General features: G+C 23.8%; 16 protein-coding genes. 2 read left to right on the top strand and 14 right to left on the bottom strand.

Features of this window, described 5'->3' with window-relative positions; translation table 4 throughout:
* Positions 1-8: 8 nt before the first annotated feature.
* The 14 genes from atpG to efp form a co-directional block, all read right to left on the bottom strand.
* The gene (atpG, locus tag RRG59_RS02530) at positions 9-863 is read right to left on the bottom strand and encodes an ATP synthase F1 subunit gamma (protein ID WP_322900839.1); all 855 of its coding nucleotides are present in this window, start codon (positions 861-863) and stop codon (positions 9-11) included.
* Positions 856-2,433: a F0F1 ATP synthase subunit alpha gene (atpA, locus tag RRG59_RS02525; RefSeq protein ID WP_322900840.1), complete on the bottom strand. Its 1,578-nt coding sequence runs from the start codon at positions 2,431-2,433 to the stop codon at positions 856-858. Before atpA ends, atpG begins: the two co-directional genes overlap by 8 nt.
* A complete protein-coding gene (gene atpH, locus RRG59_RS02520) occupies positions 2,434-2,982 on the bottom strand; it encodes an ATP synthase F1 subunit delta (RefSeq protein WP_322901948.1) in 549 nt (182 codons plus the stop codon).
* Positions 2,982-3,521, bottom strand: a complete 540-nt coding sequence (gene atpF, locus RRG59_RS02515) for a F0F1 ATP synthase subunit B (RefSeq protein WP_036430929.1) — start codon at positions 3,519-3,521, stop codon at positions 2,982-2,984. Before atpF ends, atpH begins: the two co-directional genes overlap by 1 nt.
* A gap of 9 nt (positions 3,522-3,530) precedes the next feature.
* Positions 3,531-3,848 carry an ATP synthase F0 subunit C gene (gene atpE / locus RRG59_RS02510; protein ID WP_161553131.1) on the bottom strand — a complete coding sequence of 106 codons (318 nt, stop codon included), beginning with the start codon at positions 3,846-3,848 and terminating at the stop codon, positions 3,531-3,533.
* Positions 3,849-3,856: 8 nt separating this feature from the next.
* Positions 3,857-4,624, bottom strand: a complete 768-nt coding sequence (locus RRG59_RS02505) for a F0F1 ATP synthase subunit A (protein ID WP_036430935.1) — start codon at positions 4,622-4,624, stop codon at positions 3,857-3,859.
* On the bottom strand, positions 4,605-5,018 hold the full coding sequence (locus RRG59_RS02500) for a hypothetical protein (RefSeq protein ID WP_322901946.1): 414 nt from the start codon (positions 5,016-5,018) through the stop codon (positions 4,605-4,607). Before RRG59_RS02500 ends, RRG59_RS02505 begins: the two co-directional genes overlap by 20 nt.
* A gap of 73 nt (positions 5,019-5,091) precedes the next feature.
* The gene (locus RRG59_RS02495) at positions 5,092-5,460 is read right to left on the bottom strand and encodes a R.Pab1 family restriction endonuclease (RefSeq protein ID WP_473241510.1); all 369 of its coding nucleotides are present in this window, start codon (positions 5,458-5,460) and stop codon (positions 5,092-5,094) included.
* A gap of 95 nt (positions 5,461-5,555) precedes the next feature.
* Positions 5,556-7,220, bottom strand: coding sequence for an IS1634 family transposase (locus RRG59_RS02490; RefSeq protein WP_322901944.1), 1,665 nt, complete (start codon positions 7,218-7,220; stop codon positions 5,556-5,558).
* Positions 7,221-7,412: 192 nt separating this feature from the next.
* A complete protein-coding gene (locus RRG59_RS02485; RefSeq protein ID WP_322901942.1) occupies positions 7,413-8,447 on the bottom strand; it encodes a nicotinate phosphoribosyltransferase in 1,035 nt (344 codons plus the stop codon).
* Between the two features lie 2 nt (positions 8,448-8,449).
* Positions 8,450-9,397, bottom strand: a complete 948-nt coding sequence (locus RRG59_RS02480; RefSeq protein WP_322901941.1) for an MAGa3780 family membrane protein — start codon at positions 9,395-9,397, stop codon at positions 8,450-8,452.
* 1 nt (position 9,398) lies between these two features.
* Complete coding sequence (locus RRG59_RS02475) at positions 9,399-9,719, bottom strand: hypothetical protein (RefSeq protein WP_322900812.1); 321 nt, start codon at positions 9,717-9,719, stop codon at positions 9,399-9,401.
* A complete protein-coding gene (locus RRG59_RS02470; RefSeq protein WP_036430870.1) occupies positions 9,719-10,027 on the bottom strand; it encodes an MMB_0454 family protein in 309 nt (102 codons plus the stop codon). Before RRG59_RS02470 ends, RRG59_RS02475 begins: the two co-directional genes overlap by 1 nt.
* Complete coding sequence (gene efp / locus RRG59_RS02465) at positions 10,027-10,590, bottom strand: elongation factor P (protein ID WP_036430867.1); 564 nt, start codon at positions 10,588-10,590, stop codon at positions 10,027-10,029. The genes RRG59_RS02470 and efp overlap by 1 nt, the downstream gene beginning before the upstream one ends.
* A 127-nt stretch (positions 10,591-10,717) precedes the next feature.
* On the opposite strand from efp, the gene RRG59_RS02460 reads away from it, so the two are divergent.
* Positions 10,718-11,164, top strand: a complete 447-nt coding sequence (locus RRG59_RS02460; protein ID WP_322901939.1) for a hypothetical protein — start codon at positions 10,718-10,720, stop codon at positions 11,162-11,164.
* Between the two features lie 23 nt (positions 11,165-11,187).
* On the top strand, positions 11,188-12,423 hold the full coding sequence (locus tag RRG59_RS02455) for an ECF transporter S component (protein WP_322901937.1): 1,236 nt from the start codon (positions 11,188-11,190) through the stop codon (positions 12,421-12,423).
* Positions 12,424-12,526: the final 103 nt, after the last annotated feature.

Here is a 12,526-nt window from a genome sequence, read left to right as displayed (position 1 = left end):
TTCTCCTTTTAGGTTGCATCTGCTCCTGCTACTATTTCTGTTATTTCTTGAGTTATAATACCTTGACGTTGACGATTGAATTCTAATTTTAAGTCTTTAATTAAATCACCTGCATTACTTGTTGCATTTTCCATTGCATTTCTTCTTGAAGCCATTTCAGAAATTTTTGAATTAGCAGATAAACAATAAATCATACTAGAAATAAACATGGGAATAGTTTCTAATAAAACAGTTTCAGCATTTGGTTCAAATTCAATAGAATCAGTTTGATTTTGTGTTTTAGAATATGAATTAACATTTATCGGGAATAATTGAAGACTAATTGGAGTTTGAGTTAAATTATTAATAAACTCAGTATAAATTAAATTAATTTTTGATATTTTCTTATCTGTATAATATTCTAAAGCCAACTTAGTAATTTCATTTGATAACTTATATGATAATTTATCACCGATATTAATATAACTTTTAATAACTTGATCTTTTAAAGAAGAGCCTAAAACTAAACCAACACCTTTAGTTCCTAAGATTATAATCTTATCATTTTGTTTTATTTTTTCAGTCAGTAATTTTATAATATTAGAATTATATGAACCACATAAACCTAAATCACTTGTTATAACAATATATAGTGAACTTTCAATATTATTTTGTGGAAAAATGTCATAAAAATCATTTGGTTGCACATGTGCTATTAGTTCATTAAAAGTATCTTGCAATGTCTCTAAATATGATTTTACTTGTGTATATTCATTTCTTAATCTTCTTAATTTAGAAGTAGAAACTAATTCCATTGCATTAGTTATTTTTTGAGTACTAGAAACAACTGAAATTCTGTTTTTTAAATTGTTTAAATTAGGCATTTTCTATATATTTCTTTGGTAGTGGTTTATATAAACGTTTGTTATAATTAGGTATAGTAGCAACTATTTCATAAACTATTTTAATTAATGCTTTTTCTATAATTTGATAATCTTCATTTGATATATTACCATTATGATGAATTCTAGAAAATACTGCAATTCCATCTTCTTCATGAGTTGCTCAACTAATGACTTTATCACGATATTCATGCATATAATTTATAGGCAAGATATTAATTATTCTTTCTTTAACACCAACTAAAATAATTGCCTGAATTTCTTGAGATATTGGATAATATTGTTCTTGTTTAAGTAATTGATATACTTTTGCACCATGGTCAAGAATTGTTTTTGTTGAATCATCTAAATCAGAACCAAATTGAGCAAACGCAAGCATTTCATTATATTGAGCTAATTCTAATTTTAAAGAACCTACTACTTGCTTAGTTGCTTTTGTTTGAGCAGCTGAACCAACACGTGAAACACTAAAACCTATATCAACTGCTGGTCTTTGACCTGAATTAAACAAACTTTCTTTAGTAAAAATTTGTCCGTCTGTAATTGATATAACATTAGTTGGTATATATGCACTTATATCACCTTGTTGAGTTTCTATAATTGGTAATGCAGTTATAGAACCACCACCATAATCTTTATTTAGTCTAGCTGCTCTTTCTAGTAATTGTGAATGCAAGTAAAAGACATCACCTGGGAATGCTTCCCTACCAGGAGGTCTTCTTAATAATAATGATAAGGTTCTATAAGCAATAGCGTGTTTAGATAAATCATCATATACTATTAATACATCTTCTCCGTTTTGCATTCACTCTTCTGCAATAGTAATACCTGTATATGGAGCAATATATTGTTGAGGAGCTAGTTCACTAGCTCCTGCTACTACTATTGTTGTATATGATAAAGCACCTGTATCAGATAACTTTTGAACTATTTGTGCAACTGTTGAATTTTTTTGGCCTATTGCAACATAGACACATTTAACATTTTTACCTTTTTGGTTAATAATTGTATCAATTGCAATTGCAGTTTTTCCTGTTTGACGGTCTCCAATAATTAATTCACGTTGTCCTTTACCAATTGGTATCATAGAATCTATTGCTAAAATCCCGGTTTCAAGTGGTTGATTAACTTCTTTCCTGGTCATAACACCAGAAGCAGTTTTAAAAATTTCGGATTTCTTAGTAAATGTTAGTGAACCTTTTCCGTCAATTGGATTCCCCAGAGCATCAACTACTCTACCTAATAATTGATCTCCTACACCAACTGAAATAACTTCTCCTGTTCTTTTAACAGTATCACCTTCTGAAACTGAGTTTGCATTACCAAATAATGCAACTCCTACCGTTTCTTCTTCTAAGTTTAAAGCAAGACCATAAACAGAATTATTAAATACCACTATTTCACTATTTTTAACTTTTTCTAAACCAGTTACCACTGCAATTCCGTCTCCGATAGATATAACTCTACCTATTTCAGAAAAATCTACTTTAGAACCAATATTTTTTATTCTGTCTTTTATAATTGCAGAAATATCATCTAATTTAATTGCCATTTATACTTCCTTTTCATGTTTTATTAAGTAATATTTTAAATTCTCTAAATCATTTTTAATGCTCATTTCATGAGTTTCAGTTCTTGAAACTATTTTAAAGCCTGCAATTAATGATTTATCAACGTGATTAGTTATTTCAATAGTTCTTCTAGTTTTTAATTGTAATTTATTTTTTATTGCTTGTAATTGTTCGTTAGTAAGTGGATAAGCAGAAATAACATCTAAATATCTTATTCTTAATTCCTTATTAGATAATTTTAAATATTCAATAAGGATTTTAACAATGTATTTAAATGATTTTCTTCTTAAAATAATTTTTAATGAGTTGATAATGATTCAATCAAAAGATTTAAAAGCTAAATCAATAGTTTTAAATCTTTCTTCTTCTGAAATCGTGTGATCACTAAAAAAATCAATGTAAGATTTATTTTCTAAAAATAAATCTTTTACTGCTTCAAATTGTTTATGCAATTCTTTTAGTTTATTTTCTTCTTGAACTAAATCAAAAATTGCAACAGAATATGCAGAAATATGTTTTTTTTCAAGCATTATAATTCCTCTACATCACTATCAGTTGTTAAATATTTATCAATTATTTCATCATGTGTGCTTTGAGACATTTCACGCTTTAAAATTTTTTGAGATAAATCTGTTGCTATTTCTACAATATATTTTTTTGCATTTAATTGAAACTCTTTTTGCTGAGTATTAATATCAACCATAGTTTCATCTAATAATCTTTTAGCTTCTGTTTTTGCTTTGTTTGTATAAAATTCAGATACTTTTTCTGCTTTAATTTTAGCTTGGGTGACTATTTCATCAGCAGTTAGTCGAGCATTTTTTAAATTTTCATTTGCTTGTTCTAACATTAACAAACTTTCTTCTTTTTGTTTAATTGATAAGTCAATATTATCTTGAACAAAATCTTTTCTTTCTTTCATCATTTTTTTAATAGGTTTATAAAAGAAAAATCAAAGAATAATTCCAATGATAATAAAAGCTATAATTGTAGCAATCATTAAAGGAATATTTGGGTATAAACCATCAAATTTTTCTTTAATTAATTCACTTGATGTTTTAATATTCATAACTTAATATTATTTTAAAACAAATAAAACAATCATTGCAATAACGAAAGCATAAATAGCTGCAGTTTCAGCTATACCAGCACCTATAATTAACATAAGTTTAATTTTAGGTTCTGCTTCTGGATTTCTTCCTACTGCTTCTGCAGCTTTTCCTGCTGCATATCCTTGTCCTATTCCTGTTCCAATAACACCTAATGCTGCAATACCTGCACCAATAGCAACTAATCCTAGTCCTACTGATGTTCCAGTTGTGTTTGATGATTGTTCTGTTGTTTTTGTTGCAACTTCTGTTGTTGTTTCTAAAACTGTATTAATTGTTGATAACATATTTTCTCCTAATATATAGATTCGATTTTTCTTTTACTAAATTTTTTAAATAATCCTTGTTTAGATATTTTTTTATGGCTTACTTCATTTTCAGATTCTAAACTTCAATAAACTGCTGTTAATAATGTGAATACTAAAGTTTGTAAAATTGCTCCAAATACATCAAAATAAAAATGTAATAACGGAGTTAAAATAACACCTAAAATATATGTAAATGGAAATGCTGATGAATTTGATGCTTGCATTAATCCAAATCCTGCTAAGCCATAAATCATAACCAAAATAGTAGAACCACCTATTAAATTACCATACATACGTGCAGATAAAGAAATTAAGGGTGAAAACTTACCAATTCAATCCATAGGTTTAATTAATATTTCTTTGATATATTTCAATTTCTTATGAATTAAACCTGCTATAAATACTCCCATTCAAGTTGATATAGCTAAGGTTAATGGTACTGAAAAAGCAGTTCCGATCGGCTCAAAACCAAGCATTGGTGTTAAATTTCCTACTAACAAAAATGTAGCAAGTGTAAAAATGTAAAATCTCGCACTTGGTAATCTGTGACTTGTTACTTCATCAAAAGTTCCATCAATATAACCAACATAACCTTCTGCTATTAAAACAATACCAGAAGGTGCTTTGTCTTTTTTTACTTTTTTAACTTTAATAAAAATAATAATAGATAATGTTAGTATTATTAAAATAGTTACTACTAATGAAATCATTTGTGGTAAATCAAATATAAACAGCCTATTTTTTATTTCTTCCAATTTTACCTCCTTTAATTTCAAGTAAATAATGTATTAAAATAACTATTAAATTCAAATTAATTCCGCCTAAATAATAAAAGAAATTAATTGGATAGTTTAAATTATTTTTTGTATATAAATTATTTATTTTTAAAATTAAATAAATAATTGTTAATATAAATATATAAAAAATAAACATTTTTAAGATATTCAAAAAATAAACAAATAATTTATTTTTTGAATTATTAAAAGTTAATATTAATGTTATTTTAAACAATATGTAAGAACATAAAGATCCTATAGCAAAACCAAAGAAAGCGCCATTATGTTCTAAGGAAACTAATCCAAATAAAACACAAAAAAAGATTCATAAAGTTCAAAAAATAATTTCATATTTTTTTTGAAACTTTATCATTTTTTGTCTCCTTTAGTATGCTTTTATTATTTTATTACTTTTTTTAAATTATTAAATATTAATATTAGTTATTTTAGTTTTTACACATATTTTCTTCTATATTTATTGAATAATCTAATATAGAATTTAAAATACGCAAAATATCTTGATTGTGTTCTTTTGATAAATTAGCAAACACTAAAACTAAATTAACAAATAAATTCATAAATTTTTTAGGGTCAATAACATATTGAATTACATCTTTGGTTTGAATATTTTTACCTATAATAGATTCATTGTTAATATAGAAATTTTTATCTGATAGATTCAAAAATAACATTGGTTGAATACCAACTGCTTTTTGTTTTTTTATTATAATTTCAATAAAATCATTATCTATATATTCACTTATTAAAACTGGTTTAACAATTTCATATTCATTAAATGTTAATGGAATAATCATATGATTATTCTGATTTCTTTTCCTGAGTTTCCCACTTATTTATTAAAAAAATACTTAAACACCTACAATATAGATGTTTAAGTATTTTTTGTTAATTATTTATTTACAATTTTTGAATAAATATCAAAATAATATCAAGAGTTATTAAAACTTTGTGAATCCTCCCTTTCTCTTTTTAAAATTTCTTTTGTTTTTGAGTTTAAATCTAATCTTTCTCTTACTTTATTGAGTAATTTAATAAACTTTTCTTCAGTTAATTTTTCATCCAATACACCATTGTCAATCATTGTTTTATTTATTTTATGTATTAGTAGTTTTAAAACAACTAAAGAAGTAAAACATATTAGTGTATGTGAATAAATGTGGTCATCTACTCTTAAGAAGATGGGTCTAATATTAAGAAAACTTTTAAGAATTCTGAAGTCATTTTCTATTTTTCATTGATTTGCATATTTTTGAATAATCTCTTTAGGTTCTAAGTCAAATAGATTTGTTTCATATACATAATAACCATCTAATTTTGCGTCTTCTTGTACCTTTTCAGTATCTAATTCAAATTTTAGTTTTGATATTTCTTTAAAAAATTTACATTTCTTAGAACCTAACATTTTATTAGAATCCACAGTTCCATCTTTGTTTCTTTTCTTATTGAAATTATCTATTAAAATTTGCCGTTCTTCTTTGTCTTTTTTTGCCCTTTTATTACTGTGAGTAATAAATTTAAGTCTTAAATGATTTAAATCCCCTCTTTTCTTTTTATAAGTAGATACAAAAGAAAATGATTTATATTTATATTCATTGTCTATTTGAATATAATCTTTTTCATCTGTGATATAGTCTTTGAATTTATTACCACCTGTTTTTGCACGATAAGAAATAATAAACTTATATCCTTTCTTTTCAAGAAATCTAATGTTAGCAGCAGTACTCATGCCTCTATCTGCTACAACCATTATATTTCTTGTTCCATATTTTCTTTCTATTTCTATAAAAAACGGAATTAATGTTTTAGAATCAATTGTATTTCCTTTAAATAACTTAAAATGATAAGGGATTCCATACTTATCACAAGCAAGAGCAATAACTATTTGGTCTTCCTTAAATTTTCCATCTTTTGAATAACCAGGATGTTTTATTCCATTTCTTGTGAATGTTTCAAAATAAATAGTAGATGTATCATAATAAATTTCGTTTGTTTTTTCTTTTAATTCTTTTTCTACCATTAGTCTAAGGTGTTCTAACAATTTGTCACTGTTTTTATAAACAACATCCAGTGTTCTATAAAAAGCATTTTTAGAAGATTTAATATCATTCAAATATTCATCTTTTTCATTAAAAGAATTAAAAATACTAGACGGATCAATTATTCGTTTGGAAACTAAGAAACTAAAAATTTCATAAGAATTTAATTGTTTTGTATTATTGAAGAGATTTTTAAATTTATGTTTGTTTAAAAATTTATAAATTAAATCTACTCCAAATATTCTACTTGTTTTAAGAATGTTTTCAGTTTCTAAACTTTGTAGTAATGCTCATTTTACAACTTCCATATCATCATTTCTTGTAAATGATTTTAGTTTATCTTTAAGTATTTCGACAGCATTTGGATTTTTATCTAAAAGTTTTTGTAGATTTCCTAAACTAAATAATCTTGTGGGATTCGTTCCATAACCATTACCATATCCAACATATTTGTAAACAACACCTTTCTTAGTTCCTCATACATTAAATAAAACTAAATTATTACTCTTTTCCTTCATATTCTTATTATAACATAATTGTAAATAAATGTAAATATAAATTTAAAAAAATTAAATAAAACACATATATTTATATATAAATATATGTGAGGTTAAAATTCATAACATTTTGTTTATTTTTTAATAAACAAGTGGGAAACACAGGAGAAAAATATGTTTGCGATGTTAGTAAGAAATAACAAAAATATCGGATTAATTTCCGATATTTTTGTTATTTTGTAATCCTTTAAATTCAATTAAATTAGGATTTAAACGATAGTATCTTCCCTCTTTTGCTTGTTTTTCTCCATTTAAAATAGTTGCATCTGCTGAAAATGAATTATTTAATTTAAAAATACTTTGACCAACTCCGTAATAATCAACAGGAACATTTAATGATTCGAAATATTCTATTTTCTTTTCATCAAAACCAGAAGAAACAACAATTTTATAATCTTTAGCTCCTGCTTCATCTAAAGCTTTACGTAGTCTAAAAACTTGTTCTGGATTTACTCCGTATTGTGGTGTTTCATTATCAAACATATGATCTGCCATATTTTTTGATGTATCAATTCTTATCCCTCATACTTTATTTCCTAAAGCATTTCAAACCTTTAAAGAATCGCTTATAACATCATTATTATAATCAACAAGCGATATTAATTTATGATTAGGGAAATTTTTATGAAATGCTTTCGTTGCTTCAACCACATCACCATTAAAACCTTGTATTAATATGTGAGGCATACTTCCAAAAACATTATCATCATTTATGTTATTTTTATTTTTTTGAGCTAATGTTGAAACAATATTTATACCACCAATTCTTACTGCCTTACCATCGTTTTCTTGATTAATATAATGATCAGCTCGATCGCCCATAAAAATAACCTCTTTATTTTTTGCGGCTTTTTTACATCTATATGCATTTGTTGCAATAGAAGTACTTCTAGCTAAAATACCATCTATCATACCTTCTCAAATACCAAATTCATGATATGGACCAATTAATTCTAAAACTATATCTAAATTATTAATTAAAGAACCATCAGGTAAATATTTGATTGTATATTTAGTTATATCTGTAACTTCTGTTAATAAATTTAAAACTTCTTGCATCCCAGCTAAAATTGAATCATCTTTTCTTTGAAAAAATTGTAGTGTTATTATGTTGTTTGGTTTTTCATTTTTTAATATAGTTTGAGTTTTTTTAAAATAACTAGCAATGTATTTTTCTTTATTATTCATTTTTACTTTCTTCTTTTAATGAAATATATTTTTTGTAATTTTCTTTGACCTGGTTGTAAAATACGCAGAATTTTTCTTAATAAAAAACCAATAATTGGAGCAGTAAAAAAAGCAGAGAGTATAATAAAAACTATTAAAACACTTTTTAAGTATGTATTATCACCTTTATATCCAAGAGGTTCTCAAAAACTTATTGCTGAATAAATAGTGATCCCTCTATCTATTTCTCGATTAAATTGAATTGGAATAGGGTTGTTAGATGAATTAGTATAACTAGGGAAAAATTCAACTGCATTAAGATTTTTAAATTTATAACCAAAAAAATATATAAATAATATAAATATTAAATAACAACTTGGAAAAATAGAAAAAGATCAAATTCTACCAGTACTTATTTTAATTCTCTTCCTTTCTCAAAAGATTGTTAAGATTCCTAAAAAAGGAGCAATTCCGTGTCAAATAATTGTTCTATAAAAGTCATTTTGAGTGAAAGTACCACCAATATTAGGATCAGAAATTCAACCAAATCAAAATACTAAAACAACTATTATAATATATACAATCCCAGCAAAATAGAAATTTTGTGCTTTTTTTGATTTTTTAAAAAAAGGAAATAAAACTATTGTTATACTCATATAAATATTAGACATAAAAGTAAATCAATAAGTTGTTTCACCTCAAAGTAATAATGTTGCATTTGGTAACAACGCTTTATAAACTATATTGCGTTGTTCGTCATCCTCATATGCACTTGCTATTTCATTTATTTTTGCTATTATTTCAGGGTTATCATAATAAGTCTTTCATGTTAAATAACTTTTATCTCATCAGTTTCACAGAATAATAGATAAATAAAGTAATATTAACATAATTCCAATAGTAAATGTTGCTCAATCTAAAATTGTAAAAGATTTATATTTTAGTAAAAACTTCTTAAATTTATTTTTCATATTATATTAAAAAAGGAATTGTAATACTTAGTATTATAATAAAAAACAATAAAAATCCCCCTACAATCCATCAAACAACTCTTTTTAATTGGTATTCTTTTTTAACTTTTAAAAAAGCTAAATAATTAGCTTTTAAATCTTGACTTTTTATTGAATAATTTCTTAATTCCTTTTTTAAACCAACTATCATTTTTAAGTAATCAGTGTTAGTTTTATTCTTTTTGAATTTCTGTATTTTATTTATTTCATTAGATAATAAAATTTCAAATTTAGTTCTAAAAATAGCATAATCATATGAAATATCATTTTTTTCTTTTTTCATTAGTAATAACCACTAAAAACTATCTGAATATTTTTAGGACTTTTATCTATTAATGACTTAATTACACTATCTATATCTTTTGTTAATTTATTAATAATTTCATATAACTGATTTGAATTTTGTTCTTTAATTTTTATATCAACTAAAATTCAAACATTTGAATTATTTTCAAATTTTAAATTTATAGATTTATTTAATTTAACATTATTATAACTTTCTAAAGCACTATTCAAAACATCATAAATAGCTTCTTGTTTAATTATATAAACTTGGTCTGAGTTATAATAAACATTTATTTCATTAGACATTATTTATTGCTTTTTCCTGTATATTTACCTGTTTCAGTTGATATAGTTATTAAATCACCTTCTTTAATAAACATTGGAGTTTCTAATTCATAACCAGTTTCAACTATAACTTTCTTTTGTGGATTTGTTGTTGTATTCCCTTTAACTGCATCAGGAGCAGAAGTAACTTCTAGTGTTACGTTTGCTGGTAATTCAACATCTAAAACTTCATTTTCAAATTTTCTAATTTGAACTTCATTTCCTTCTTTTAAGAAATTTAATTCTCATTGAACTTTGTTAACAGAAATTTCAATTTGTTCATATGTTTCTCTATCCATTAAAATAATATTTTCACCATCTGAATATAAATAATCCATTTTTCTTTTATCTATATGTGCTGGTTTTACTTTATCTCCACCTGTATATGATTTAATTGTTGTAGCACCAGTTCTTAAATTTTTTACTTTTGCTTTAACATTAGCTTGTCCTCTACCTTGTTTTGAATGTTGCGCTTCTAAAACAACATAAATTTCATTTTCATCTTGAAATGTTATTCCTGGTTTAAATTCATTTACATTTATCATAATTTTGTACTCCTTAAAACTAAATGTATATTAATTAATATTATACATTAGTTAAATTATAATACATTAAACTTTGTTCTTTTTTAGTCCTATCAAAGAATTTAATTATTCTTTAAGTGAGGTAAGAATGAAAAAAGACAAAAACAATAGAAAAACAAAATTATTTAGATTATATAAAATGAATGAAAAATTACATTCTTCATTATGCAAATTTTCACAAAACGATATTTATGGTTTGTTTCCTATATTTATTATAGAAAAGGATGTTATATTTGGTGAATTACTAAATAATAAAACTAACACAGAAGATACCGATTTCACTGAACTTTATAATAATAAAAAAATGTGAAATTTAAAATTAATGTACAAGAATTTTTATCGAATGGATATTGATACATTTTCAGAACACACTTTTATTGATGAAGAAAGTGAAAAATTAGGAAATATTAGCGAAATGAATGAATTAAATATTTTAGACAAAATTAAATATCATTTCACTAATGAAGAAATTCAAACAAAACTAACTTATATTTATCTAAAACAAAATTTAGAAAATAAAACAGCTACAATTTAAATTTAATATATTATAATAGATGCATGAATTACGAACAGAAAGAAAAAAAACTATGAAAATTATTTTCATTAAATACATTTTTTAAGTTTTTTTGAGTTTTAATACTTATAGCATCTATTTTTTCTATCCCTAATTTAGGTTTAATAACTTTTGAAGAAAAAGTGTTTAATATAGTTAAAATAATTAATATTTTTTTAATATCTATTACCATTGTGTTTATACCATTTTTGGTATATGTTTCATATTTAGAATATTCATATGAAAAAGAATTTTTCATAAATTTAGACCAAAAAGAAAAAGATAACAATAAATTCAAATGAATATTAATTTCAAATTATGGACTTTTAGTAGGTTCTCTATTTAGATTTCTTTATTTAATATCATTATATGAAGAAGATAAAAAAATATATAAAAATTATAAAATAGCTAAAAAGAAAAAACGTTTTGGTTTTTCTACACAAGATGTAGCTTTTGCAGGAATATTATTTTCTTTATTTTTAATTATTTCATTAATTAAAAATTTTACAGTAGCAAGGGTTATTAACTTAGATTTTGAATATATTTTTTATATTTTATTTGCTTATTTCTTTGGTAAATTAAAAGGTACATTATTATCTTTTATGGCAGATTTTTTTGGTTTATTATTTGCTGGAAGAATAGGTTTTTACCATTGAGCTTATGCAATTGTTCCTATTATTGGGACAATATTAATTGGACTATTTTTAGACTTATTTAAAAAACACAAGAATTTATCTATTGTCATAATGAATATTTTCTTATTAGGTATTTTTGCAGTTTTAATTTATATTTTTACAACCCAACTTAATGATCCAAAAGGGTTAAGAATTTCTAGAACATTCGGACTATCTCGAATTTCATTAACTGCAGGAATTGTTCTTTTAACTTTATCTTTAGTTATTTTAAGTATTTTCTTTTTATTAGTTATTATTTATTTTAAAACTAATAATAAAGTTAAAAAAGAAAAAATAGCATTACTAATTTTAGTTTATTTCCTAACTGTATCATTAATAGTTTTAGCAAGATGAATATGAGGTCCATTTGCATTTATAAGATATGCAAACTTTTTCTTGGGAAGATCATATAATATTAAAGATCAATACTTGATATTAATGACACCAATAGTTATTAGATCAATGATATCTATTCCTATCTATGTTTTCGTGTTATTTAGTATATTAATACCTTTATCAATTATTAAAAAACATTATACAAAGAACAAACTAACTACATATTATTAAAAATAAGGTAATTTTTTCATATTATATTTTTCAATAAATTAATAAAATAAAATAGTGATTTCATTTTTATTTATAATAATAATGCTTATATTTAAGCAAAATT

The organism is Mycoplasmopsis felis (assembly GCF_034647055.2).
GTDB classification, from domain to species: Bacteria; Bacillota_I; Bacilli_A; order Mycoplasmatales; family Metamycoplasmataceae; genus Mycoplasmopsis; species Mycoplasmopsis felis.
The sequence above is the reverse complement of the archived record's forward strand: the minus strand, read 5'-3'. Positions and strand labels throughout refer to the sequence as shown.